Here is a 25,076-nt window from a genome sequence, read left to right as displayed (position 1 = left end):
ACCGCAACAGGCTGTGGACGCGCCGGGCGCGGCGCCGAAGCGGAGGAATTCAATCTCACGAAGTGAAAGCTATGTGTTCCCTGAGAGCCGTGTCAATACATCAGAGGCTTCCAGAGATTTGCCGCCACGGTGTAACGCTCCGACCCGGTCCGGAAATACCCTCCTCAATGAGTCTTGAATCCGCGGAGGAGGTGGCGATGTCGATCGAGGTGTTCGCCGACTTCTACAACCGCTACCACCGACTGATGGTGACGGTGGCGGAGCAACGCCTGCGCGGTGTCGGCAGCGCGGAGGACGTGGTCGCCGAGGTCTTTCGGATCGCCTGGTCACACCACAAGGGCGGCGAACAGCTGGCGCTGCCGTGGCTGTATCAGGTGCTGCGCAACGTCATCGGTAACGAGTACCGGCGGATCGCGGCATCCGGTCGTCTCACCGAGGCGATGGCTGCGGTGACCGTCGACGAGATCGAGGAACGAGCCGATGACGACGCGCTCGAGGTGCGACGCGCACTCGAACGACTCCCCGTCGGCGACCGAGATCTGCTCTACATGGCCTATTGGGAAGACCTGACTCGGCAGGAGATCGCAACGATTCTCGGATGCTCCGCCGTGACGGTTCGCGTGCGGTTGCTGCGCGCTCGACAACGACTGAAGGGCGAACTGGAACGCGTGGGCTTCGCAGATATCGAGGAGGTGCGGAATGGACGAGATTGAGCGACGCATTCGCCACGCCCGTCCGGCCAGCGGCCATCGCGACCTTCCCCTGACCGACCGGGCGAAGCGCGAGCTCGGCGAATTGATCATCGCGGATGGCGCACAAGGCACCGCTCGTCAGGTGGCATTCCGTCGACGGAGACGCGCCTGGGTGTTCGTCCCGGCCGCTGCTGCGGCGGTCGCGGTGGCGGTCGTCGTCGGCACGATCGCACTGTGGCCCTCGTCCGCCCCGGAGGCGCTCACTCCGACGCCCACTCCCGCGACGGCATCCACCGGTACGTCCGCGACGAGTTCGGACGCCATGAGAGCCCTGGCCGATGGGACCAGCTACGACTTCATCCCGCACCACAGCAATGAGGAGCTCGCCGAGACCGCAGACGTGGTCGTCAGCGGATCGGTCGTGAAGATCCAGCCCGGGCCGACCTACGGACGCTTCGACGACGACTTCTCCGACATGGAGACGGTCGTGGTCACGATCACGGCGTCGACGGTCGCCAAGGGCGACATCGCCGAAGGCGCCGAGCTCAACGTCGTTCTCTACACGTCTGCGCACTCCGACCTCGACGCCTGGAACGCGGCTCTCCCCGAAGGCACCGGGGTCGCTGTCTACCTCACGAAGATGTCATCCGAGCGCCCGGCCGTTCCTGAGGACTCCGGCATCGATGCGGAGGGGCTCGAAGCGTTCGAAGGGATCGATCTGTACGCGACCGGGCCCCAGGGATTCGCCGTGCAGACCGAGGGCAACACGATCCTCTGGCCATGGACCGACGTGACCCGCGACGGCTCGATCAACGAAGCACTCCCCGGCGGATCCGCCGTCGGCGTGCTGACCGCAGAGGAAGCCGCGAAGGTCGACGTCGAAGACTGACGGCTAGAACGTCGAGACCTCCGGGACACGGTCGGTACAACGGTAGCGGAGCAGCGTGACACCCGCCTCGTCGGTGACCGCCGGCTCGATCAGCTCGAGCACCGCGGGGAGCGCGCGGTCATCGAACACCTTCTTTCCGGCGCCGAGCAGGATCGGGTAGACCCACAGGTTCAGTTCGTCGAAAAGTCCTTCGGCGAGCAGAGAGTGCACGAAGTCGAGGCTGCCGATCACGTGCACCTCGCGGTGGCGGGCGCGCAGGTCGGCGATCTCGGCCGCGAGGTCGGCACCGACCCGTGTGCTCCCCGCCCAGTCGAGCGGATAATCGGCGTCGCGGGTCGCGACGTACTTCGGCACGGCGTTGAACAGGCGACCGATCGCCCCCTCCTCGCCGTCGGTGTGATGCGGCCAGTACGCGGCGAAGATGTCGTAGGTGCGGCGGCCTAGCAGCAGGGCGTCGAGCCCGCGCATGCCGCGCTCGACCTGCGGACCGAGGCCGTCGCTCGGATGCCCCGCCTGCCACCCGCTGAACCGGAAACCTCCGGAGGTGTCTTCGTCGACTCCGCCCGGCCCTTGAGCGACGCCGTCGAGGGTCATGAAGAGATCGATGAGGATGCGGCCGGAAGCGGTCATCTGCGGACTCCTTCGTCAACGCGGTGGACGGGCGGATGCCTGCGCGATCTCCCGTTGACGCCGATACTCGTCCGCGCGGGGGTTCGTGTCAACGATGGGGCGTCTCGGGCGGGGTGCTTCGACAGGCTCAGCAACCCAGTGGGGCGGGCTCAGCAACCCAGCGAGGTGGGCTCAGCAACCCGGTGAGGTGGCTCAGCAACCCAGTGAGGTGGTCTCAGCAACCCGATCCCGAGGCGTCCCCGCGAGAAAACGGAGACGGGAATGGCTCACGGTGGGCGCGCCGGGCAACGGCGCGCCGCGGCATCCGCCCTTCGTCTCCGTTTTCGCGCGTGGGCTGCGGCATCCGCCCTTCGTCTCCGTTTTCGCGCGTGGGCTGCGGCATCCGCCCTTCGTCTCCGTTTTCTCGCGCGGGCTGCCGAGACAGCGCAGCATCCGCCGCACGGGGGATGCCGGGGCCCCGCCCCGCGCCCTACGGTGGAGGGATGCCCGCCGAGTTCCAGCGCACACCCACCGCGCGCGAGCGGCGCAGCGATCTGCTGCTCGCCGCCGTGCTGTTCGTGGGCGCGATCCTCAGCGCCGCGCTCTCGTCGATCTCGCAGATCTACGGCGACGAGCAGGCCGAGCTGTGGACCGCCCTCGTCTACGCCGTGATCATCACCGCTCCGCTGGCGTTCCGGCGGCGCTACCCGGCCGCGGTCGCGATCGTCGTCTCGGCCGCCTACTTCGCGGCCGTGACCATCCGCATCCCCGAGATCTACGTCGGCAACATCGCGATGTTCATCGGCATCTATACGGTCGGCGCCTGGATGAACAACCGTCGTGGGGCGATGCTCGTGCGCGTCGGCATCATCGTCGGCATGTTCGCGTGGCTGCTGATCACGATGTACCGCGACGCGATCAGCCAGGCCGACGAGGCCGAGGTCGTCGCGGGCGCGATGTCTCCCTTCGTCGCCTTCATGATGCTGCAGATCCTGCTCAACCTCCTCTACTTCGGCGGCGCCTACTACTTCGGCGAGCGCTCGTGGATCGCGGCATCCGAACGATCGGTGCTCGAGCAGCGCACGGCCGAGCTCGAGCGCGAGCGCGAGGTGACGGCCGCGCAGGCCGTCGCGCTCGACCGCGTGCGCATCGCCCGCGAGCTGCACGACGTGGTCGCCCATCATGTGTCGGTCATGGGCGTTCAAGCGGGGGCGGCTCGGCTCGTCGTCGATCAGGATGCCGGGAAGGCGAAGGACCTCCTCGCCGGGGTCGAGGGGTCGGCGCGCGATGCGATCGGCGAACTGCGCCAGCTGCTGGAGACCCTGCGCGCTCCGGGCGGCGAGACCTCCGAGCAGGCGTCGACGCTCGGGCTCGACGACATCCGCGAGCTGGTCGATGCGTCGACCGAGGCGGGGCTGCCGACCGATTACACCGTGATCGGAGAGCCCGTCGACGTGCCCTCGGTCGTCGCTGTGAACCTCTACCGCATCACCCAGGAGTCGCTCACGAACGCGCGTCGCCACGCCGGCATCGGCGCCACCGCCGACGTGCGCGTGCGCTACGACGAGCACGGCGTCGAGGTCGAGGTCGTCAACACCGGTCGCATGATCGGCCAACTGCGGCCGGGCCTCGGACAACTGGGCATGCGCGAGCGGGCGATCGCCTCGGGTGGCACGATCGAGGTCACGCCGCGCCCCCTCGGCGGCCTGCGGGTGCGGGCGCGCGTGCCGCTGAACACCGCTCCGCGACCCGTGAGGATCCCCGAATGACCGACTCCCCGATCCGCGTGCTGCTCGTCGACGACCACTCGATGCTGCGCGCGGGATTTCGCACGATCCTCGGCACCCAGCCCGACATCGAGATCGTGGGCGAGGCCGCGACCGGAGCGGATGCCGTCGCCCAGGCCACCGCACTGCGCCCCGACGTGATCACGATGGACGTGCAGATGCCCGACATGGACGGCATCGAGGCGACCCGGCGCATCGTCGCCGACCCCGACATCACGGCGGCGATCGCGATCGTCACCACCTTCGACCGCGACGACTACCTCTACCAGGCGCTGGATGCCGGGGCGAGCGGGTTCCTGCTCAAGAACGCCGGCCCCGAAGACCTGATCGCGGCCGTGCGTGCGCTGGCGGCGGGCGACGGGATGCTGGCGCCCGAGGTGACCCGTCGCGTGCTCGCCCGGTTCGCCGGATCTGCGCCCGCCGCGGCGTCGACGCCGTCTGCAGCACCGTCTGCAGTGACGGCATCCGCCTCGGCCGCGGCCCCCGCGGCGCCGCGCACCGCGCCGCCCGTGATCACGGTTCCCGGCCTCGCCGAGCCGTTCACCGAGCGGGAGGCCGAGGTGCTCACCCTCCTCGCCGACGCGCGCAGCAATGCCGAGATCGCCGCTGCCCTCTTCATCGGCGAGGCGACCGTGAAGACCCACGTCTCCCGCATCCTGCAGAAGCTCGGAGCGCGCGATCGCGTGCAGGCGGTGGTGCTCGCGCACCGCCTCGGGCTCGCGTGAGCCGCGTACCCTCCTGACGGCACCGCCCGACGACACCGCGTGTCGGCGTCGGGCGATAGCCTCGGATCCATGTCCGCCGACGCGTCCGCCGCATCCGCCGCGCCCCCTGCCCCGCTCTCGCGGCCCATCCTCGCGGGCATCGTCACCGCTCTCGTCGGCTTCACCAGCTCGTTCGCGGTCGTGCTCACCGGGCTCTCGGCGGTGGGAGCATCCGCCGCCCAGGCCGCCAGCGGCCTGCTCGCCGCCAGCCTCACCATGGGACTCGCGTGCATCGTGCTCGCCTGGCGCTATCGGATGCCCATCACCGTCGCGTGGTCGACGCCCGGCGCCGCGCTGCTCGCCGCGACCGGCACCACGGCGGGGGCCATCGAGGGCGGGTGGCCCGCCGCCGTCGGAGCGTTCCTCGTCACGGCGGCACTCATCCTGCTCACCGCGCTGTGGCCGGCGCTCGGCGGATTCATCGCCCGCATCCCCGCCTCTATCGCGCAGGCGATGCTCGCGGGTGTGCTGCTGCCGCTCTGCCTCGCCCCCATCACCGGGATCGTAGAGAACCCCTGGGGCGTCGTACCGGTCGTCGTCACCTGGCTGATCGTCGCCCGACTCGCGCCGCCCTGGGCGGTTCCGGTCGCGTTCCTCGCCGCGGCGGTGGTCGTGGCCGTCGAGCTCGTGCGTCAGGGCACGGCGATCGATCCGGGCATCCTGCTCCCCCGCGTCGAACTCACCGCCCCCACCTTCACGGTCGGCGCGATCGTGGGCCTGGCGCTGCCTCTCTTCATCGTCACGATGGCGTCGCAGAACGTTCCGGGCGTCGCGATCATGCGCAGCTTCGGGTACGAGGTGCCGTGGCGGCCGGCGATGCTCGTCACCGGCCTCGGCACGGCGATCGGCGCTCCCGCGGGCGGGCATGCGATCAACCTCGCCGCCATCAGTGCGGCTCTCGCGGCGTCACCCGACGCCGACCCCGATCCGAAGCGCCGCTGGGTCGCGGGGGTCTCGACCGGCGCGTCGTATCTCGTGCTCGGCGCCGCCTCGGCCGCGTTCGCCGCGCTCGTGCTCCTCGCCCCCGCCGCCGTCATCCCGGCCGTCGCGGGACTCGCCCTCTTCGCGGCCTTCGGCTCGGCCGTGCAGCAGGCCATCGACGACCCGGGCGAGCGGCTGCCGGCCGTGGTCACCTTCCTCGTCGCAGCATCCGGCATCTCCGTGCTCGGCGTCAGCGCCGCGTTCTGGGCGCTCGTCGCCGGACTCGTCGTGCGCACGGTTCTGCACAGCGCGCGGCGGTAGCGCGGGCCGATCATCCGCGCGGTGGATGCCCGACAATCCCCCACAGGGGGGATGCCGCGGCATCCGCCCCCTCCCTAACGTGGAGGCATGACCTCAGGAAAGCTCGAACTCCACGGCATCACCAAGAGCTACGGCTCGCGGCGCGTGCTCGACGACGTCTCGTTCGATGTCGCCCCCGGCCGACTCACCGGCTTCGTGGGCGGCAACGGTGCGGGCAAGACCACGACCATGCGCATCGTGCTCGGACTCCTCTCCTCGGATTCCGGCACCGTCACCCTCGACGGCACGCCCGTCACCGGCGACGATCGCCGCAACTTCGGGTACATGCCCGAGGAGCGCGGGCTCTACCCCAAGATGAAGGTGCTCGAGCAGATCGTCTACCTCGCCCGGCTGCACGGCTTCAGCAAGACGGATGCCGCCACCCGCGCCACCGCGATCCTCACCGACCTCGGCCTCGGCGAGCGCCTGAACGACACGATCGAGTCGCTGTCGCTCGGAAACCAGCAGCGCGCGCAGATCGCCGCGGCCCTCGTGCACGACCCGAAGGTGCTCATCCTCGACGAGCCGTTCTCGGGCCTCGACCCGCTGGCGGTCGACGTCGTCGCCTCGACACTGCAGGCGACCGCCGCCCAGGGCGCGTCGATCCTGTTCTCCTCGCACCAGCTCGACGTCGTCGAGCGCCTCTGCGACGACCTCGTCATCCTCGCCGGGGGCACGATCCGCGCCGCCGGCTCCCGCGACGGCCTCCGCGCCCAGCACGCCGGCAGCCGCTACGAGCTGGTCTCGGCGGGCGACGCCGGATGGCTGCGCACCGAACCGGGCGTCACCGTCGTCGACTTCGAGGGCGGCTACGCCCTGTTCGACACCGACGGCGCGGAGACCGCGCAGCGCGTGCTGCGCACCGCCGTCGCCCACGGCGACGTCGCGAGCTTCGCCCCGAAGCATCCGTCCCTCGCCCAGATCTTCAAGGAGGTCATCCAGTGACCACGTCGACTCCCGGGGGCGGTTCCCCCATTCGCAGTTCCAGCGGGATCTGGCTCGTCGCCGAGCGCGAGATCGGATCGAAGCTGCGCAGCAAGGCGTTCGTCATCTCGACCGTCATCCTCATGCTCATCGCTCTCGCCGGTGTGCTGATCGGCGGGTTCGCCAGCAACAACAGCGGCACCGACAAGACGCCGGTCGCTGCGACCTCCGAGACGGCATCCACGGTATCGGCGCTGCCCGACGTCGAGGTGACCGAGGTCGCCGATGACGCGGCGGCCGAACAGCTCGTGCGCGAGGAGAAGGTCGACGCGGCGGTCGTGTCGAGCGGTGGGCCCACCGGCTACACCGTCATCGCACTGAAGGACGCCCCGAGCTCGCTCGTCAGCGGACTCTCCGAGACGCCCGAGGTGCAGATCCTGGAACCGGCGACCACCAACCCGCTGCTGCGGTACTTCATCGCTCTCGCGTTCGGCATCGTCTTCCTCATGGCGGCGTCGACCTTCGGCGGCACGATCGCGCAGAGCGTGGTCGAAGAGAAGCAGACCCGGGTGGTCGAGCTGCTGCTGTCGGCGATCCCCGCCCGCACCCTGCTCGCCGGAAAGGTCATCGGCAACACGATCCTCGCGATGGCGCAGATCGTCGGCCTCGCCGCGATCGCGACCGTCGGTCTGATCGTCACCGGGCAGAGAGACGTGCTGACGCTGCTCGGCGGGCCGATCCTGTGGTTCGCGGTGTTCTTCCTCTTCGGCTTCGTGCTGCTGGCCTCGCTGTTCGCCGCTGCGGCGTCGATGGTGTCGCGTCAGGAGGACATCGGCGCCACCACGACGCCGATCACGATGCTGATCATGGCGCCGTACATCCTCGTCATCGTCTTCAACGACAACGCGCTGGTGCTGACGATCATGTCGTACGTACCGTTCTCGGCCCCGGTCGGGATGCCGATGCGCCTGTTCGTCGGTGAGGCGCAGTGGTGGGAGCCCATCCTGTCGCTGGCGATCCTGCTGGTGAGCTGCATCGCGGCGATCGCGATCGGCGCGAAGATCTACGAGAACTCGCTGCTGCGCATGGGTTCGCGGGTCAAGCTCACCGAGGCGCTGCGCGGCTGAGGCGCGCTGCGCCGGGGAAGGACGGATGCCGATACCGCGGCATCCGTCCTTCTCCGCGTCACACGACGAAACCCGCACGACCTCAGGAATATCCATGCGGACACATGCGTTCAGACACGCGTAGGCGGACGACGGAGTCCGATCGGCACCCCGTCTGAAAGGCACCACCGTGAGCATTCCCACCCTCGTCCGCACCGCTCCCACCGAGCACCCCGTCCTCGAGGTGCTCGCCGAGCGCTGGAGCCCCCGCGCCTTCGACGCCGACAACGCGATCGACGAGGCCAAGCTCGCCGCCTCCCTCGAGGCCGCCCGCTGGACCCCCTCGGCCAACAACTCGCAGCCGTGGCGCTTCATCGTCGCCCGCCGCGGAACGGCCCTGCACGCACAGGTCGTCGACGCGCTCGTCGGCTTCAACCAGGCCTGGGCAGTCAACGCCGCCGTCCTCGTCGTCGCCGTCGCCGAGACCGCCACCGAAGACGGCACGCCGATCACCCACGCCCTCTACGACCTCGGCCAGGCCGTCGCGCACTTCTCGGTGCAGGCCCACCACGAGGGACTCCTCGTGCACCAGATGAGCGGATTCGACCCGGAGGCCGTGCGCGAGTTCGCCGACCTCGAGCCCCGCTTCTCGGCCGTGACGGTCTTCGCCGTCGGCGAGTTCGGCGACGTGACCGCGCTCCCCGAGGTGCTGCAGCAGCGCGAGACCGCACCGCGCGTGCGCCGCCCGATCGCCGAGACGGTCATCCTCAGCGCCTGATCTCCCCTCTCGACGCAGAAGAGCCCGGTACGCACATCGCGTACCGGGCTCTTCTGCGTCGAGGGACGATCAGTCGTCGAGCAGTTCGGCCTCGATCACGTCGTCATCGTCGTCGGGAACGGATGCCGGGGCCTCGGCCGTGAGCACGAGACCCGTGCCGTCGGCCGCGATGTCGACCCGCACCGTGTCGCCGTCGCGCACGCCGCCCGAGAGCAGCGCGGTGGCCAGCTTGTTCTGCACCTCGCTCTGGATGAGGCGGCGCAGCGGGCGCGCACCGAACACCGGGTCGTACCCGCGCTGGGCGAGCCACGACCGCGCATCGGGCGTGACCGCGAGAGACAGCCGGCGGTCGTGCAGCCGCGTGTGCAGCTGGTCGATCGACAGCTCGACGATCTGCGCGAGGTCGTCTTCGCTGAGCGCCTGGAACATCACGATGTCGTCGAGACGGTTGAGGAACTCGGGCCGGAAGGCCTGCTGCACGAGCGCCATCACCTGCTCGCGCTTCTGGTCGGGCGAGAGCACCGGGTCGATGAGGATCGGCGAGCCGATGTTCGACGTGAGGATCAGGATCACGTTCGAGAAGTCGACCGTTCGGCCCTGTCCGTCGGTGAGGCGGCCGTCGTCGAGCACCTGCAGCAGCACGTCGAACACCTCGGGGTGCGCCTTCTCGACCTCGTCGAGCAGGATCACGCTGTACGGGCGACGACGAACGGCCTCGGTCAGCTGACCGCCCTGCTCGTAGCCGACGTATCCCGGAGGGGCGCCGACCAGACGCGACACGGAGTGCTTCTCGCCGTACTCCGACATGTCGATGCGCACCATGGCGTGCTCGTCGTCGAAGAGGAACTGGGCGAGTGCCTTCGCGAGCTCGGTCTTTCCGACACCGGTCGGCCCGAGGAACAGGAACGACCCGGTGGGGCGACCGGGGTCGCTGATGCCCGCGCGCGAGCGGCGCACGGCATCCGACACCGCCTTGACGGCATCCTTCTGGCCGATGAGGCGCTTGCCCAGCTCGGACTCGAGGTGCAGCAGCTTCTCGGTCTCGCCCTGCAGCAGGCGGCCGACGGGGATGCCGGTCCACGCCGCGATGACGCCGGCGATGTCTTCATCGGTGACCTGCTCGTTGACCATGCGCCGCTCGCCGTCGGAGTCGACGGACTCCGACCGCTCGGCCTCCATGACCTCTCGCTCGAGCGCCGGGATCTCGGCGTAGAGCAGCCGGGAGGCACGCTCGAGGTTGCCCTCGCGCTGCGCGCGCTCGGCGTCGCTGCGGGCGGCATCCAGGCGCGTCTTCAGATCGCCGACGCGGTTGAGCGACGCGCGTTCGCGCTCCCACCGGGCCTGCAGTTCGCCGAGCTTGGCCTCTTCGGTGGCGAGGTCGGCGCGGAGGGTCGCGAGGCGCTCCTTCGAGGCGGCGTCCTTCTCCTTCTTGAGCGCCAGCTCTTCGAGCTTGAGGCGGTCGACGTGGCGGCGCAACTCGTCGATCTCGACCGGGGCCGAGTCGATCTCCATGCGCAACCGCGAAGCGGCCTCGTCGATCAGGTCGATCGCCTTGTCGGGCAGCTGACGGGCCGGCAGGTACCGGTTCGACAGGGATGCCGCGGCGACGAGCGCGCCGTCGGCGATGGCGACCTTGTGGTGCGCCTCGTAGCGCTCCTTGAGGCCGCGGAGGATGGCGATCGTGTCTTCGACGGTGGGCTCGCCCACGTACACCTGCTGGAAGCGGCGTTCGAGGGCGGCGTCCTTCTCGATGAACTCGCGGTACTCGTTGAGTGTGGTGGCGCCGATGAGGCGCAGCTCGCCGCGGGCGAGCATCGGCTTGAGCATGTTCGATGCCGCGACCGAACCCTCTCCACCACCCGCGCCCATGAGCACGTGCAGCTCGTCGATGAAGGTGATGACCTGACCGTCGGACTCGGTGATCTCCTTGAGGACCTGCTTCAGCCGCTCCTCGAACTGCCCGCGGTACATCGCGCCGGCGACCAGCGCCGAGATGTCGAGCGTGATCAGTTCCTTGTCCTTGAGGGACTCGGCGACGTCGCCCGCGACGATGCGCTGGGCGAGGCCCTCGACGACGGCGGTCTTGCCGACGCCGGGCTCGCCGATGAGCACCGGGTTGTTCTTGGTGCGACGGGTGAGCACCTGGCTCACGCGGCGGATCTCACTGTCGCGGCCGATCACGGGGTCGAGCTTGCCCTGGCGTGCGCGGTCGGTGAGGTTGATCCCGAACTGTTCGAGTGCGGACTGCTGGTCGTTCTGAGAACCGGTCTGCGGGTTGGTCATCTGTCCCTCCTGGGAGACTCCTTCTGGTCGATGGTCACTCAAAGTTGAGTTGTATTGACTCAAGTTTAACAGGATGCCGATGCTCTGACAATCCCCCGGTCAGCGCAGCATCCGCACCGCATCCCAGATCGCCGCTGACACCTCGCGCTTGCTCCCGGATGCCGCGGCCACGACTGCGCCGCCGACGCCGATGATCTCGACCGCGTTGTCGGTGCGCTCGAACCCGTTCTCGGCATCCGCGAGGTTCACCGCCAGCAGGTCGACACCCTTGCGCTCGCGCTTGCGGCGAGCGCGCTCACGGCGCTGCTCGGCATCCGACAGCGTCTCGGCGGCGAACGCCACGATCGTCTGCCCCGTCGGAGCACCGCCGTCGGCACGGATCGCTGCGAGGGCCGCCACGACGTCCTCGTTCTCGACGAGGTCGACGCGATCCAGCGCACCCTCCTCCTTCGTGAGCTTGTGGTCGGCGGCGCGCGCCGGCCGGTAGTCGGCGACCGCGGCGGCCATGATCACGACATCCGCCGATGCCGCGGCATCCTTCATCGCCTCTCCGAGCTCGGCGGCCGTTCCGACGGGAACGATCGTGACCGACGGATGCCGCGCCGACGCCAGGATCGCGGCATCGATGTGCGCGGCGACGAGCGTGACCTCGGCACCGCGGGCCGCGGCCTCGGCGGCGAGTGCGGTGCCCTGACGTCCGCTCGAACGGTTGCCGAGGAAGCGCACGGGGTCGATCGGCTCCCGGGTGCCGCCCGCCGAGACGACGACGCGGGTGCCCGCGAGATCGCCGGGAGCGAGCAGCGCCTGCGCAGCGGCGAAGATCTCCTCCGGTTCCGACATCCGACCCGGCCCACTGTCTCCCCCGGCCAATTCGCCGTCGTCGGGACCCACCAGGCGCACGCCGCGCTCGCGGAGGGTCGCGATGTTCGACTGCGTCGCCGGATGCCGCCACATCTCGGCGTGCATGGCGGGCGCGATCAGCACGGGCGCCTCGGTGGCGAGCAGCGTCGTGCCGAGCAGGTCGCTCGCGAGCCCGGCGGTCATCGACGCGATCGTGTTCGCGGTGGCCGGGGCGACGATCACGAGCTCGGCCGCCTGACCCAGGGCGACGTGGCGCACGCGGGCGACGTCGTCGTGCACGCTCGTCGTGACGGGGTGGCGGCTGATCGCCTCCCAGGTCGGCGTGCCGACGAAGCGCAGCGCGTCTTCGGTGGGCACGACGGTCACATCATGACCGGCCTTGATGAGGAGGCGCACGAGGTGCACCGTCTTGTACGCGGCGATGCCGCCCGTGACTCCGACGACGATGTTCACGCTTCCGATTCTGCCGCAGCATCCGGGTGCGCGGGGCGCCAGTGGCGGAGAACTCACGTTATGCAGGAAGCATCCGCACTCCCTGCCCCTCGGAGCGAGGGATCTCCTCCCCGACGGGCGGAGAACTCCGCGTCGGGCGGATGCCTCGCACGAGAACCTCCGCCCAACGGGGAGAACTCCGCCCAACGGCGCGCATAGGATCGAGAGCGTGTGCACGGTCGTGATCGATGTCGAGAATGCCGCGACCGTGAGACTCCTCGCGGTGCGCGATGAAGACCCGCAGCGCGAATGGGATGCCCTGGGCTCGTGGTGGCCCGAGCAGTACCCGGGCGTGATCGGCATCCGCGACCGCCGTGCGGGCGGCGCCTGGCTCGCGGTCGACCCTCAGCGCCGACGCCTCGCCGTGCTGCTCAACCGCGCCGACGTGCAGGAGCTGTCCGGCGACCGCGCCGTCTCGCGCGGATCGCTCGCCCTCGAATCGGTCGCCGGCCGCTCACCCGAAGGCCCTCTGCCGATGCACGGCTTCAACCTGCTCGAGGTCGGGCCCGAGGGAGCGCGGGTGCTCTCGTGGGACGGCGCCGAGCTGCGCACCACGCCCGTCGCCGCAGGCACGCACATGATCGCCCACGACGATCTCGACGATGCGGTGACCCCGCGCATCCGCACCTGGCTGCCGCGATTCCGGGCGCTCGCTCCGGCCGCCGAGGCCGCGGACTAGGTGGCAGAGTGGACCGCCCTCCTCGCCGAGAGCGCCGAGCTCTCCCCCGAAGACGACCGCGCGATCATCCGCGACAACCGCCCGCATGGCTACCCCACTCAGTCGCTGCTGTACGCCACGGCATCCGTCGCGCCGTCGGGCGTCGACGTGCGCGACCACACCCTGCCCTCGCCCGCGCACTGGCGCGCCTGACGGGCGTTCGGCGACATTCCCGGGCCGCCTTCGCGCGACGCGGGAGGGGCCGCACCGAGGGTTGCGTAGTCATCCTCGCCCCTCGCCGTCTAGCATGGGAGTCCCGGCACGCCCAGAGGAGATCCCATGCCGCCGAAGTCCCGCGGTGTCACGAGCATCGATGTCGCCAAGGCGGCCGGAGTCTCGCAGACGACGGTCTCGCGCATCGTCAACGGGCGCGAAGGGGTGTCCGACGACATCCGCGCCAAGGTCGAGGCGGCGATCGAGAAGCTCGGCTATCGACCCAACCTCAGCGCCCGCAGCCTCGTCACCAGCCGCACCCAGACGATCGGCGTCGTGCTCGGCGACCCGCGCAACAGCTACTACGCCGAACTGCTGCACACCATCAGCGGCGAGCTCAATCAGGCCGGCTATCGCACGCTCATCCTCTCGGGGCGCGCCGACACCACCGAGGACCTCGCCCGCACGCTCTGGGAGACCAACGTCGACGGCGTCATCCTCACCACCACACTGCTCTCCCCCGACGACGAGGGGCGCATCGTCTCGCTCGGCGTCCCCTCGGTCACGATGGGTCCGGGCGCCGCCCCGGCATCCGATTCCATCTCGCCCGACAACTTCGAGGGCGGACGCATCGCCGCCCGGCACCTGCTCGACCTCGGCCACCGGCGCATCGGCGTGATCTCGGGGCCCCTGGGCGCGGCATCCGTCAACGACCGGCACCGCGGCTTCCTGCTCGAGTTCGCCGCCGCCGGTGTCTCCTTCGACGAAGACCTGCTCGAGGTCGCCGATCTCGACTACACCCGCGCCTTCGACGCCGCGACCCGCCTGCTGCAGCTGCCCGAGCCGCCCACCGCACTCTTCTGCCACAACGACCTCGTCGCCTTCGGAGCACTGAACGCCGCCACCGAGCTCGGCGTCGCGGTGCCCGAGGACGTCTCGATCCTCGGCTTCGACGACGTGGCGATGTCGTCGTGGCAGGCGTTCGACCTCACGACGGTGCGGCAGCCGATCCTCGACATGGCGCACGGCGCGGTCGAACTGCTGCTCTCACGGCTGGCGAACCCCGAGCAGGATGCCGCGCACGTGCTGCTGCCGTGCTCGCTCGTCGAGCGCTCCACGACCCGCGCCCTCTGACGCGGTTTCTCGCCGGGACGCTTCGACACGCACGAGCTCCGCAGGAGAACACGCGCTCCACAGGGCCGGAAAAGCGGATGCCTCCTGCCGAAGGCGAGATCTCCTCCCGAGTGTGCAGCCTCAGGCGGCCGGCATCTCGTCGGCGGCGCAGGAGAAGCGGGCGCGGTAGGCGGTCGGCGTCAGGCCGAGCACTCGGGCGAAGTTCTGACGCAGCACGGCCGCCGAACCGAACCCGCACTCGTCGGCGATGCGATCGAGGGGGAAGTCGGTGCGTTCCAGCATCCGCTGGGCGTGGATGATGCGCTGGCGCGCGAGCCAGGCCGCCGGCGTCGCCCCGTACTCGGCCTTGAATCGGCGGGCGAAGGTGCGGGGAGACATGAGAGCGCGGGCGGCGAGCTGATCGACTCCGAGTTCGTCGCGGAGGTGCTCGACGGCCCAGTCGGCGACCGCGGCGAGCGAGTCGCTCGGCACGACCGGGATCGGGCGGTCGATGAACTGCGCCTGCCCGCCGTCGCGCTGCGGCGGCACGACCATGCGGCGCGCGATGCGGTTGGTGAGCTCGGCCCCGAGTTCCTGCCGCAACAGGTGCAGGCACGCGTCGATGCCCGCGGCCGTGCCGGCGCTCGTGATGATGCGGCCGTCCTGCACGAAGAGCACGTCGGGGTCGATCTCGACCTCGGGGTACATCGACGCCATGATCTCGGAGTACATCCAGTGCGTGGTGGCGCGACGCCCGTCGAGCACGCCCGCTGCCCCGAGGATGAACGAGGCGCTGCAGATCGTGAGCACCCAGGCGCCACGGGCGACCGCGTCACGGGCGACGTCGAGGAGCAGCGGGTCGATGCGGTCCCAGTACTCTCGCGGCACCGGGCAGAAGACGACGAGGTCGGCCTCGTAGGCGAACGAGAGGTCGTGCTCGACGTTGATCGAGAAGCCGAGCTTGGATGCCACGACCCCGGGATGCGGGGCGACGACCCGGAAGTCGAAGTTCGGCACGCCGTCGTTCGAGCGGTCGAGCCCGAAGGCCTCGCAGGCGAGGCCGAACTCGAACGGGGCGAACCCGTCCTGGACGATGCAGGCCACTGTCTTCATGCGCGCTCCCGATTGGCAGTTTTCGTTCGATATACGTCTATCCTGCCACTCGTGGCGGATCGACGTCGACCGTAGCGTTTCTGCCATGGTACTCCTCATCCTCCTCGCCGCCCTGGCCCTCTGGGCCCTCGTCGCCACGGTCGTCGAACTCCGCCGTGACGGATACCGCCCCACCCCCACCGACTGGAACCGGGTCGCCGAACGCGACTCCCTGCACCGGGCTTCCCGCTGAGAGGTCAAGACACGCCGTACGGATGCCGTCGAGCACGGCGTGTCTTGACCCCTCGTCCCGAACCGTTCACCCCGCCGGGCCGCTCGCACGACTACGCTCGGAGCCATGAGCGACCCGCAGCTGCCTCCCGTTCCGCCCACGCCCCCGAACGGGAACGCCACCAACCCTCCGCAGCAGCCGCAGTTCCCGAGCGCTCCGCCCGCGGCATCCGCTCTTCCGGCCGACCCGCAGTACCCGGCCGCGCCGGCGTACGGAACCCCGCAACAGACAGCCCCGCAGCCGCCGTACGGCCAGCAGGCGCCGCAGCCGCAGCAGGCATACGGCCAGCCGCAGGCGCAGCCCTACGGCCAGGCCGCCCCGCAGGGCGCCTACGCGCACCCGGGTGCCGCTCCCTACGCCGCAACTCAGCAGCCCGCGTACGGTGCGAACCCGGCACCGGCGCGCCCCGCCGGGTCGACCAACGCCCTCGCGCGCGTGGCGTTCATCATCGCCCTCGCTGTCGCTGCGATCGGTGCACTGCAGGTGCTGATCCAGCCGTTCCTGCTGTCGTCGATCGGCTACTACTCGGGCTACGGCGATGGCGGCTACGGCATCTTCACCCTGCTGTTCGGCGTGGTCACGTTCCTCGCCAGCGCCGCCGCCCTCGTGCTCGGACTCATCGCGGTACGGCGCCCCGGCGGCCAGGTCTTCGCGGGTGTCGCGATCGGCGTCGGCGGTGTGCAGCTGCTGGGCATCATCCTCGGCTGGATCTCCAGCCTGTTCTACGCGTTCCTGTAAGCGGACGCGTCGAGACATCACTTCGGCCCCGAGACACCACGCCTGACGTGATGCCTCGGGGCCGAAGTGGTGTCTCGGCGACTCAGCCCTCGGCGAGCACGCGCTCGTAGACCTCGATCATCGCGGCGGTGCGCGACGACTGCCGGAAAGCCTCGGCCACCGCGGGCAACGGGGTGGGCGCCGTGCCGGCGGAGATGTCGGATGCCGCGACCCGCAGCGTCTCGGCGAGTGCCGCGACCCGCGCCGGCTCCGGACCCTCGGCGTCGGCCACCGCCCAGAACCCGCCCCCGAGCTCCGCGGCGATGTCGGGGTCGCTGATGATCGAGGGCGTGCCGAGCGTCGCGGCCTCGAAGGGCGTCATGCCCTGCGTCTCGAAGCCGATCGACGTCTGCACGAGCGCGTCGGCCGCGGCGATGCGGGCGAGGGTCTGCGGGTAGGTGAGGCGTCCGGCGAAGCGCACGCCCTCGCGACCCGCGACGAGCTTCTCGGCCGCCGCGCGCTGCCCTCCCCCGCCGATGATCTCGAGGTCGGCGTCGATGCCCGCCGCGTTCCACGCCTCGAGGAACGGCAGCAGCCGCTTCTCGGGGCTCATGCGTCCGAGCCACACGAACCGCGGGCGTCCCGGCATCCGCTCGACGGGCGCCTCGGCGAGCACGGCGGCGCGCACGTCGTCGTCGATGCCGTTCCAGATCACGTCGACCGCGTCGAACACGTCGTGCTGCTCGAGGCGGCGGGCGAAGTGCGTCGAGGGGGCGGTGACGGCGGATGCCCCGGCCGCGAGACCCCGCAGGAACGCCCAGCCGTCGCCGCCGTCGACCGGTCGACCGATCCCGCGCAGCGCCGCGCGGCGCCACACGTTCAGCGCCCCGAGCACCGGACGGTGCAGGGGAGTGACGGCGGCGATCCCGACGTCGACGCGGTTGTGCATCGTGTGCACGACGGCGATGCCGTGCCGCTGCGCATACCGGTGACCGATGAACGCGCCCCAGAAGTCGGCCTGCACGTGCACGAGGTCGACCGGCGGTCGCGTGGTCATCGCACGGTCGAGGAAGCGGTCGGTCGCGCGCCCCGGCCAGGTCATCGAATACTCGCGGTCGAGCGTGATCGGCATCGACGGCAGGTCGAGGTACGCGGCATCCGTCGCCCCGACCGCCGCGCGCGACCCGTGCATGCGCGGCGCGACGACGGTGACCGTGTGCCCGGCGCGCTCGAGGAACTCCCGCTGCAGTCGCATCGAGACCTGCGCCCCACCGAGCGAGTCGAGGTGCTGATCGCCGAAGAACACGACGTGCATGCGCGTCACTCGGGCAGGGGGGCGTCGCGGTACAGCGCCTCGAAGGTGTCGAGGGTGCGGTTGATGTCGTGGATCGCGACGCCGTCGAGCGACGCCTGCTGCATGCGCGCGTACAAGGCCGACTCGGCGGTCAGCACGTCGGTGAGACGGGCGGCGAGCTCGTCGACGTTGCCGGGCTCGAAGAGGTAGCCGTTCTCACCGTCGTGCACGAGGTGCGGGAGGGCGACGGCATCCGCGGCGACGATCGGCAACGCCGAGGCCATGGCCTCCATCGTCGCGATCGACTGGAGTTCGGCAATCGAGGCGATCACGAACAGACTGGCGCGCGACAGGAGCGCCCGCAGCTCGTCGTCGGAGGTGCGGCCGTGGAAGGTGACGCGGTCACCGAGACCGAGCTGGGTGGCGAGGCTCTCGAGCTGCTTGCGCTGGTCTCCGCCGCCGACGATGTCGAAGGTCGTGTCGAGCGCCGGGTCGAGCTTCGTCATGGCCTGCAGGATGACGTCGATCTGCTTCTCGGCCGTCAGACGCCCGACGAACACGATGCGGTTCTTCTCGCGCGGCCCGATGATCGGGGTGTACTGCGTGCGGTCGATGCCGCAGCTCACGGGGATCACGCCCTTGACCGCGACCGTGCCCTCGAGGAAGTCGGCGGCCCGGCGCGTGGGCGTGGTGACCGCACGGGTCAGGTCGAAGGTGCGCTTCGCATCGGCCCACGCGTGCTTCGTGATGAAGCGGTTCACGGCGTCCGGCATCGTCGTGTGCTCGAGGATGTTCTCGGCCATGACGTGGTTCGTGGCGATCACGGGGATGCCGCGCTGACGCGCGATGCGGGCGAGGCCGCGACCGATCACGATGTGCGACTGGATGTGCACGACGTCGGGGTTGACCCGGTCGAGCACGGTGCGGGCCCAGTGCTTCGAACGCCACGGCCACACGAAACGCAGCCAGTCGTGCGGCGCCCACCGCACCGACGGCAGCCGGTGCAGGGTCATGCGCTCGCCCTCGATGATCTCGGTGTGCGGCTTCGAGCGGCGGTAGGCCTGGTTCGGAGCCGAGACGTGCACGTCGTGGCCGCGCTGCACGAGACCGGCGGCCAGACGCTCGGCGAAGCGGGCGGCGCCGTTGATGTCGGGCGCGAACGTGTCGGCGCCGATCAGAATGCGCAGCGGTCGCTCCCCGGTGTCGGGTGCGCTGGTCGGGTCGGTGGGAGAAACAGACATGCTGCCTTACGGTTCGCGGCCAGGGGTGCCCCGGAGGGCGCTGGCAACTCTACCGGAGGCCCCTGCGCGCCGCCCCGAGGCCCACCGGCATCCTCCCGGCAACACCGTCTAGCGTTGAGGCATGCGACTGACTGCGGATGCCGACCCCTCGCTGTGGATCCCCGTGACCGACTCGCTGGGCTGGAAGGGCCGGCGCCACCGCAAGGCGGCCATCCGGATGCTTCTGGGCCAGGCGAACGCGGCCCTCGGTGCGACCGAGCGACCGGGATCGCGCCTCGGCGCGTGGATGATGAGCCAGGCCGCCCCCATGCTCATGAAGCGCGCCGACGGCCGCGTGCTGGTGTGGACATGGAAGGCCGACCCCGAGCTGGTCGTCGCGATGGCCACGACGCAGGAGCTCACGCCCGAGGTGCGCATCGCGCGCGCGTCGATGCCGATGGAGTACGACGACACGGTCTCGTTCCGCACGGTTCTCGGTGCGGGCGAGAAGCTCGTCGTGGCGATGCCTCCTTCGCCGAGCGCGCCGCCGTTCACGACCTACACGTGGGACACGGGCACGCACCTGGTCACTCTCACCGCGATCTGCAGCGAGCGCGAGCGCTTCGGCACCCTCGACGGCGCACTCGACGACCTGGCGCGCAGCATCCGCATCTCCGACGACCTCACCGGGGGCGAGTCGCCCGACGTGCTGCGCCTGCCGCCGGCCTGACGCTCCCTGTCACGTGGCGTGAGGGGTCAGAACACGCCGCGCTCCGGGGCTGCGGTTCGGCGTGTCATGACCTCTCACGAGAAGAGAAGCGCATGCAGACGAGGGCCGGGCGGGCGTCCCACGACGGCACGCGCACGAAGCCCCGCGACTCGTACAGGCGGATGACGTCGGTGCGCCACTCCCAGACCGACAGGCGCACATCGCCCTCACCGGCGGTGATCGCCGCGTCGAGCAGACCGGATCCGACGCCCCGCCCCCGCACGAGCGGCGATGCCCAGAGTCGCTTGATCTCGACCCCTCCCGCATCCGGGCGCAGCACCACGACCCCGACGACCTCGCCGTCGATCTCGGCGACGAACACGGGGCATCCCGCGTAGGCGTCAGCCGGGTCGTCGACCTCGCGTCGGTAGGCGGCGGGCAGGGCATCGGATGCCGGGGCCGGCGCGGCGCCGTGGGCGACCTTCTCGCTCTCGGTCTGCCGGAGGTAGTCCTTGACGAGGCGCCCGACGGCGACGGCATCCGTCCCGCTGAGATCTGCTGTTCGGATCATCCCTCCAGTCTCCCCCTTCCCGACTGCCGGGGAGACCACGGATGCCGTGGCTAGGCTGGCCGGATGGACAACGTCGCCCTCTCCCCCGCCGACCCCCTGCGCTTCGGCGCGAACTACACGCCGCGATCGAAGTGGATGCACGCGTGGATGTCGCTCGACCTCGACGAGGTGCGCCGCGACTTCGCCGCCCTCGCCGATCTCGGGCTCGACCACCTGCGCATCTTCCCGCTGTGGACGGTGCTGCAGCCCAACCGCACGCTCATCCGTGAGGAAGCCGTCGATGACGTGCGCGCCGTGGTCGACGTCGCCGCCGAGTTCGGACTCGACGCGAGCGTCGACGTGATCCAGGGACACCTCTCGAGCTTCGACTTCATCCCCTCGTGGCTGTTCACCTGGCACGACAAGAACATGTTCACGCACCCCGAGGCGCTCAGCGGGCAGGCCGAACTCGTCACGCGTCTGGGCGAGCGGCTGACCGATGCGCGCAACTTCCTGGGCTTCACGCTCGGCAACGAGACGAATCAGTTCTCGGCGCAGACGCACCCCTCGCCCTGGCCGGTCACCGAGGCCGAGGCCGCGAACTGGATCACGACGCTGCTCGATGCGGCCGAGGCGTCCGCGCCCGCGCAGCGTCACGTGCACAGCGAGTACGACGCCGCCTGGTACATGGACGGTCACGGCTTCACCCCGGCGCTGGCCTCACGGCTCGGCGCGATGACCACCGTGCACTCGTGGATCTTCAACGGCACCGCGCAGAAGTACGGCGGGCGGTCGACGGCATCCGATCGTCACGCCGAGTACATGATCGAGCTGGCGCGGGCGTTCGCGACCGACCCGCACAAGCCGATCTGGCTGCAGGAGGTCGGGGCGCCGTCGAACTGTCTCACCCCCGAGCAGACGCCCGACTTCCTCGAGGCGACGCTGCGCTCGGTCGCCCGCACCGACGATCTGTGGGGCGTGACCTGGTGGTGCTCGCACGACGTCAGCCGCGACCTCGCCGACTTCCCCGACCTCGAGTACACGCTCGGGCTCGTCGACCAGACCGGCACCGCCAAGCCGATCGGCCGCCGCTTCGCCGAGCTCATCCCCGAGCTGCGCGAACGCCGGTCGGCGCCGAAGCGCACGCTCGGCATCGTGGTCGAGGTCGACGAGGCCGAGACACCGATCAGCCGCGGGGCGATGGGTCCGGGCGGCTCGATCTTCCAGGCCTGGGTCGACGCCTGCGAGTCCGGTGCGGACCCGGCGTTCGTGACGTCGAAGGATGCCGCGGATGCCGCGCTCCTCGAGCGGCGCGGCATCACCGAGCTCGTGCGCCCCGTGGTCGAACGCACCGCCTACGTGTCGCGCAACACGGAGGTGTGAGCGGGCGGGACCCTTCGACAGGCTCAGGGACCCAGTTGCAGGAACTCAGGCCTGGGGCGCTGAGCCTGTCGAAGCGGCGCAGGCCGCACACGAAAGGGGCGGATGCCGAAGCATCCGCCCCTCCGCCCCTCCGGGGTTCTCAGACCGCGACGTCGCCGACGAGGTTGACCTTGATGCCCATGCCGGCGAACATCGCGGCCTTCGCGATGAGCGCCTTGTCGGCGGTCTCGGCGTCGGGCGCGTAGACCGTCTGAGCGTGGTTGGCCTTGTGGCGGGCCATGAACTGGTCGCGCGATACGCCGTGCAGCACGACGTGGGCGATCGGCCACTCCGGGTTCGTGGCGTCCTTGCGGCGCTGGGTCTCTTCGGCGGGCAGCTCGACGACGGATGCCCGGAAGATGTCGGCCTGCAGGATGCCGTCGGCGATGAACACGCGCGAGAGGACGAGCTCACCGGGCTTCGAGACGCCGTTGATCGTGGCTCCGCCGGCGGGGAAGAAGACGTGGCCCTGACGCCAGCCCTCGGCGTTCTGCCATCCGCCGAGGTGCGAGGCGGGGACCGAGCCCGAGATCTCGTAGACCCACACGAACTGGCCGTCGAAGTCTTCACCCCAGCGCACGTCGTGCAGGGTGTTGTCGGGCACGAGACCCATCGCGCGCCACACCCGGTCGGTGACGAGCGCGTCGACCGCGACGCCCTCGTCGGCCTCGTTGAAGTGCGGGAACGCACGACCCTCGTGCAGCACGCGCGAACCGTCGCGCGAGGTGACCGGCGGGCGCTCGGTGGAGTTCAGGATGCCTTCGGCCAGGTCGGATGCCGGCACCAGGTCCTTCAGACCCTGCTGGTACTGGATGCCGACCGCGTCGAGCCCGAAGTCGTCGGCGATGCGCAGCGCGGCGATGTACATCTTGAGCTGCCACTGCACCTGCTCGCGGGTGAGCTCGGTGGCGGCATCCTCGCCGTAGACGAACGTCATGCCCGCATCGATCAGCCAGTCGTAGGCGGCGTTCGCCTCGTCTTCGGTGACCTCGAGCATCTCGGCGTAGAGCGCAGACTGCGACAGGCGCTCTTTGTAGATGCCGGTCTGGTTGAGCAGCTCGTCGTCGAAGATCGCGTTGTACATGCCCATGCAGCCCTCGTCGAAGACGCCGATGATGGCCTTCTCGGCGAGGAGCTCTGCGGCGAGCGCCTCGCCCAGCTGCTTCTCGGGACTGTCGGGCAGCTCGGGCAGCGGGCGCACGTGCGAGGCGTCGTGGGTGATGGCGCCGGTCTCGGTCCACTCCTTGATGCCGTTCTTGAACCACTCGTCGGTGAAGTCGACCGACCAGATCGAGGCGTAGGGCTTGTCCATCTTCGTGAGCCCGGCGTTCAGCCCGAGCAGACCGACCAGTCCGGGCCAGTCGCCCGCGAAGTTCGCGACCGTGAGGATCGGGCCCTGGTGCGTGCGGAGCCCGGCGAGCACGTGGTGAGAGTACTGCCAGACGGCCTCGGCGACGATGAGCGGAGCGTCCGTCGGGATGTTCTTGAAGACCTCGAGGCCCATGCGCTGGCTCGAGATGAAGCCGTGGCCGGTGGCGGGATCGACGTCGTTCGCCCGGATGACGGTCCAGCCGAGGTCGTTGAAGACGCCGGTGACGCCTGCTTCGAGCTCGACCTGCACGGGCCAGCCGCCGGTGTTGGCGGCTTCGCGCAGGTCGCCGGAGGCGATCAGGTACGCGGTCTTGGGGGCGGATGCCGGTCGGGATGCCGGGGTCGGCAGGGTGTAGGTCATGATTCCTCCGATGCGGGGGTGGATGCGGTGGTCGTGGGGCGGGTGGCACCGCGCTGTTCGGCGGCGAGTTCGTGGACGACGTCCTTCGTTCCGGCGTAGAGACGCACGTACCGGTCGAAGAGGGTGTCGTAGGTCGAGCGCAGATCCTCGTTCGGGGCGATGGTGTCGGTCACCGGGTTCCAGTCGGTGATGAGCGGCGGCTCGTCGGCGGTGGCCACCGCGGCGAGGAAGGCCGCGCCGTAGCTCGCGCCGATCGTGGTCGCCGGAACCTCCTGCACGAGCCCGGTGACGTCGGAGACGACCTGCAGCCAGAGCCGCCCCTGCGTGCCGCCGCCGACCGCGACGATGCGCCGGATGTCGGCGCCGGCCGCGCGCATGGTCTCGACGTTGTGGCGCACGCCGAGTGCGGTCGCTTCGAGGGCCGCGCGGTACAGGTCGCCGCGGGTGTGCTCGAGGGTGAGGCCGGCGATCACGCCGCGGGCGTCGGGGTCCTGGATCGGGGTGCGCTCCCCCGCGAAGTACGGGAGAACGAGCAGGCCGCGGGCGCCGGCCCCGGATGCCTCGGCCTCGGCGAGGAGCTGCGGGTAGTCGGCATCCGTCAGGTCCTTGAGCCACGCGGTCAGCGCGCCCGACGTCGAGAGTCCGCCGGCGAGGTTGCGGGTGCCGGGGAAGGCGCCCGCCGTGGTCCACATCGACGGGGTGCGGAGCGTCTCCTCCCCCGTGGCGACGAGGAACATCGTGGTGCCGTACATGAGCATGAGGTCGCCGACCTCGTGCGCTCCGACGCTGACGGCCTCGGTCCACGCGTCGATCGTGCCGGTGATGACCGGCGTGCCGGCCGGGATGCCGGTGATCTCGGATGCCTGCGTCGTCACCGTGCCCGCGATGTCGCCCGCCCAGGCGAGGCGCGGCTGCACGATCGCCGTCGCGTAGCGGCCCCAGAACGGAGCGTGCCAGCGCTCGTTCTCGATGTCGTAGAGCGGCGAGACCTGGCTGGCCGACTGGTGGTCGAGCACGTATGCGCCCGTGAGCTTGCGCGCGAGCCACGACGCCGGCATGAAGAGGCGGCGGGCGCGGGCCCAGGCATCCGGCTCCTCCTCGGCGATCCACGCGATCTTCGGGCCGCCCGCCTGCGAGGTGAGCACCGAGCCGCCGACGCGGGTGATCTCATCGACCCCGAGGTCGGCGGTGATGCGCTCGATCTGGGCGGTCGCGCGGGTGTCGACGCCGTAGAGGATCGCGGGGCGCACGGGCTCGTCGTTCTCGTCGGCGAGCAGGATGCACGGGCCCATGCCGCTCACTCCGACGGCGGTGAGTTCGGCATCGGGCCGGGCGGCGATCAGTTCGCGTGCGATGTCTGCGAACTCGTCCCACCAGATCGCGGCATCCATCTCGACCCAGCCGGTGCGGGGGCGCGAGACGTCGTGCGCGCGGGTCGCGGTGGCGAGGATCGTGCCGTCGGACGCCGTGAGCACGCCCTTGGTGCTGGATGTGCCGACGTCGACCCCGAGGGTGCATCGCATGGTGGTCCTCCTTGATCACGCTCGGGTTCAGGATATGTGAAATCGATTTCAGATTGCAACCGGCGATCCTGGTTG

At 70.2% G+C, this 25,076-nt stretch carries 24 protein-coding genes; 15 read left to right on the top strand and 9 right to left on the bottom strand.

Annotated features, from left to right (window positions below; all coding sequences use genetic code 11):
- Positions 1 to 167 precede the first annotated feature (167 nt).
- Together ACIQTT_RS12485 and ACIQTT_RS12480 are read left to right on the top strand one after the other, a co-directional pair.
- Entirely contained in the window at positions 168 to 713 is a 546-nt protein-coding gene (locus tag ACIQTT_RS12485; RefSeq protein WP_402790318.1) for an RNA polymerase sigma factor, read from the top strand.
- Positions 700 to 1,581, top strand: coding sequence for a hypothetical protein (locus ACIQTT_RS12480; protein WP_402790315.1), 882 nt, complete (start codon positions 700 to 702; stop codon positions 1,579 to 1,581). The genes ACIQTT_RS12485 and ACIQTT_RS12480 overlap by 14 nt, the downstream gene beginning before the upstream one ends.
- 3 nt (positions 1,582 to 1,584) lie before the next feature.
- Here ACIQTT_RS12480 and ACIQTT_RS12475 read toward each other — a convergent pair whose 3' ends face one another.
- Positions 1,585 to 2,211 (bottom strand): dihydrofolate reductase family protein, encoded by a 627-nt coding sequence (locus tag ACIQTT_RS12475; protein WP_402790312.1) that lies wholly within the window; start codon positions 2,209 to 2,211, stop codon positions 1,585 to 1,587.
- 482 nt (positions 2,212 to 2,693) lie between these two features.
- Between ACIQTT_RS12475 and ACIQTT_RS12470 the strand changes: the two genes are divergently transcribed.
- From ACIQTT_RS12470 to ACIQTT_RS12445, 6 genes are all read left to right on the top strand, one after another.
- Entirely contained in the window at positions 2,694 to 3,959 is a 1,266-nt protein-coding gene (locus tag ACIQTT_RS12470; RefSeq protein ID WP_402790309.1) for a sensor histidine kinase, read from the top strand.
- Positions 3,956 to 4,702: a response regulator gene (locus ACIQTT_RS12465; protein WP_402790306.1), complete on the top strand. Its 747-nt coding sequence runs from the start codon at positions 3,956 to 3,958 to the stop codon at positions 4,700 to 4,702. Before ACIQTT_RS12470 ends, ACIQTT_RS12465 begins: the two co-directional genes overlap by 4 nt.
- A gap of 69 nt (positions 4,703 to 4,771) precedes the next feature.
- Positions 4,772 to 5,983 carry a benzoate/H(+) symporter BenE family transporter gene (locus ACIQTT_RS12460; protein WP_402790303.1) on the top strand — a complete coding sequence of 404 codons (1,212 nt, stop codon included), beginning with the start codon at positions 4,772 to 4,774 and terminating at the stop codon, positions 5,981 to 5,983.
- An 87-nt stretch (positions 5,984 to 6,070) separates the two neighbouring features.
- Positions 6,071 to 6,967: an ABC transporter ATP-binding protein gene (locus ACIQTT_RS12455; RefSeq protein ID WP_402790300.1), complete on the top strand. Its 897-nt coding sequence runs from the start codon at positions 6,071 to 6,073 to the stop codon at positions 6,965 to 6,967.
- On the top strand, positions 6,964 to 8,073 hold the full coding sequence (locus ACIQTT_RS12450) for an ABC transporter permease (protein ID WP_402790297.1): 1,110 nt from the start codon (positions 6,964 to 6,966) through the stop codon (positions 8,071 to 8,073). Before ACIQTT_RS12455 ends, ACIQTT_RS12450 begins: the two co-directional genes overlap by 4 nt.
- 169 nt (positions 8,074 to 8,242) lie before the next feature.
- The gene (locus ACIQTT_RS12445; RefSeq protein ID WP_402790294.1) at positions 8,243 to 8,830 is read left to right on the top strand and encodes a nitroreductase family protein; all 588 of its coding nucleotides are present in this window, start codon (positions 8,243 to 8,245) and stop codon (positions 8,828 to 8,830) included.
- 69 nt (positions 8,831 to 8,899) lie between these two features.
- Here ACIQTT_RS12445 and ACIQTT_RS12440 read toward each other — a convergent pair whose 3' ends face one another.
- A complete protein-coding gene (locus tag ACIQTT_RS12440) occupies positions 8,900 to 11,113 on the bottom strand; it encodes an ATP-dependent Clp protease ATP-binding subunit (RefSeq protein WP_402790291.1) in 2,214 nt (737 codons plus the stop codon).
- A 99-nt stretch (positions 11,114 to 11,212) separates the two neighbouring features.
- Positions 11,213 to 12,427, bottom strand: coding sequence for a bifunctional phosphopantothenoylcysteine decarboxylase/phosphopantothenate--cysteine ligase CoaBC (coaBC, locus tag ACIQTT_RS12435; RefSeq protein WP_402790288.1), 1,215 nt, complete (start codon positions 12,425 to 12,427; stop codon positions 11,213 to 11,215).
- Between the two features lie 208 nt (positions 12,428 to 12,635).
- Between coaBC and ACIQTT_RS12430 the strand changes: the two genes are divergently transcribed.
- The 3 genes from ACIQTT_RS12430 to ACIQTT_RS12420 all read left to right on the top strand — a co-directional run bounded on the left by ACIQTT_RS12430 (position 12,636) and on the right by ACIQTT_RS12420 (position 14,471).
- Positions 12,636 to 13,145: an NRDE family protein gene (locus tag ACIQTT_RS12430; protein WP_402790285.1), complete on the top strand. Its 510-nt coding sequence runs from the start codon at positions 12,636 to 12,638 to the stop codon at positions 13,143 to 13,145.
- The gene (locus tag ACIQTT_RS12425; RefSeq protein ID WP_402790282.1) at positions 13,146 to 13,337 is read left to right on the top strand and encodes a hypothetical protein; all 192 of its coding nucleotides are present in this window, start codon (positions 13,146 to 13,148) and stop codon (positions 13,335 to 13,337) included.
- 126 nt (positions 13,338 to 13,463) lie between these two features.
- Positions 13,464 to 14,471 carry a LacI family DNA-binding transcriptional regulator gene (locus ACIQTT_RS12420; protein WP_402790279.1) on the top strand — a complete coding sequence of 336 codons (1,008 nt, stop codon included), beginning with the start codon at positions 13,464 to 13,466 and terminating at the stop codon, positions 14,469 to 14,471.
- Positions 14,472 to 14,591: 120 nt separating this feature from the next.
- Here ACIQTT_RS12420 and ACIQTT_RS12415 read toward each other — a convergent pair whose 3' ends face one another.
- Positions 14,592 to 15,563 carry a GlxA family transcriptional regulator gene (locus ACIQTT_RS12415; protein ID WP_402790276.1) on the bottom strand — a complete coding sequence of 324 codons (972 nt, stop codon included), beginning with the start codon at positions 15,561 to 15,563 and terminating at the stop codon, positions 14,592 to 14,594.
- A gap of 85 nt (positions 15,564 to 15,648) precedes the next feature.
- Here ACIQTT_RS12415 and ACIQTT_RS12410 point away from each other — a divergent pair, with 85 nt between their 5' ends.
- Both ACIQTT_RS12410 and ACIQTT_RS12405 read left to right on the top strand, forming a co-directional pair.
- A complete protein-coding gene (locus ACIQTT_RS12410) occupies positions 15,649 to 15,795 on the top strand; it encodes a hypothetical protein (RefSeq protein ID WP_402790274.1) in 147 nt (48 codons plus the stop codon).
- Between the two features lie 105 nt (positions 15,796 to 15,900).
- Positions 15,901 to 16,572 (top strand): hypothetical protein, encoded by a 672-nt coding sequence (locus tag ACIQTT_RS12405; protein WP_402790272.1) that lies wholly within the window; start codon positions 15,901 to 15,903, stop codon positions 16,570 to 16,572.
- An 82-nt stretch (positions 16,573 to 16,654) separates the two neighbouring features.
- Here ACIQTT_RS12405 and ACIQTT_RS12400 read toward each other — a convergent pair whose 3' ends face one another.
- A complete protein-coding gene (locus ACIQTT_RS12400; RefSeq protein ID WP_402791189.1) occupies positions 16,655 to 17,866 on the bottom strand; it encodes a glycosyltransferase in 1,212 nt (403 codons plus the stop codon).
- Positions 17,867 to 17,871: 5 nt separating this feature from the next.
- Complete coding sequence (locus ACIQTT_RS12395) at positions 17,872 to 19,086, bottom strand: glycosyltransferase (protein WP_402790269.1); 1,215 nt, start codon at positions 19,084 to 19,086, stop codon at positions 17,872 to 17,874.
- A gap of 121 nt (positions 19,087 to 19,207) precedes the next feature.
- Here ACIQTT_RS12395 and ACIQTT_RS12390 point away from each other — a divergent pair, with 121 nt between their 5' ends.
- Positions 19,208 to 19,795 (top strand): hypothetical protein, encoded by a 588-nt coding sequence (locus tag ACIQTT_RS12390; RefSeq protein WP_402790266.1) that lies wholly within the window; start codon positions 19,208 to 19,210, stop codon positions 19,793 to 19,795.
- A 64-nt stretch (positions 19,796 to 19,859) separates the two neighbouring features.
- Here the strand turns inward: ACIQTT_RS12390 and ACIQTT_RS12385 are convergent, their stop codons facing one another.
- Entirely contained in the window at positions 19,860 to 20,345 is a 486-nt protein-coding gene (locus ACIQTT_RS12385) for a GNAT family N-acetyltransferase (RefSeq protein WP_402790263.1), read from the bottom strand.
- Positions 20,346 to 20,408: 63 nt separating this feature from the next.
- Between ACIQTT_RS12385 and ACIQTT_RS12380 the strand changes: the two genes are divergently transcribed.
- Positions 20,409 to 21,707 carry a glycosyl hydrolase gene (locus tag ACIQTT_RS12380; RefSeq protein WP_402790260.1) on the top strand — a complete coding sequence of 433 codons (1,299 nt, stop codon included), beginning with the start codon at positions 20,409 to 20,411 and terminating at the stop codon, positions 21,705 to 21,707.
- A gap of 139 nt (positions 21,708 to 21,846) precedes the next feature.
- On the opposite strand, the gene ACIQTT_RS12375 is transcribed toward ACIQTT_RS12380, so the two are convergent.
- Together ACIQTT_RS12375 and ACIQTT_RS12370 are read right to left on the bottom strand one after the other, a co-directional pair.
- Positions 21,847 to 23,478, bottom strand: coding sequence for a fucose isomerase (locus ACIQTT_RS12375; protein ID WP_402790257.1), 1,632 nt, complete (start codon positions 23,476 to 23,478; stop codon positions 21,847 to 21,849).
- On the bottom strand, positions 23,475 to 25,001 hold the full coding sequence (locus ACIQTT_RS12370; protein ID WP_402790254.1) for an FGGY-family carbohydrate kinase: 1,527 nt from the start codon (positions 24,999 to 25,001) through the stop codon (positions 23,475 to 23,477). The genes ACIQTT_RS12375 and ACIQTT_RS12370 overlap by 4 nt, the downstream gene beginning before the upstream one ends.
- Positions 25,002 to 25,076 lie beyond the last annotated feature (75 nt).

Source organism: Microbacterium sp. NPDC090225 (genome assembly GCF_044772365.1).
Classification (GTDB): domain Bacteria; phylum Actinomycetota; class Actinomycetes; order Actinomycetales; family Microbacteriaceae; genus Microbacterium.
This window is presented reverse-complemented; position numbering and strand designations above follow the sequence as displayed.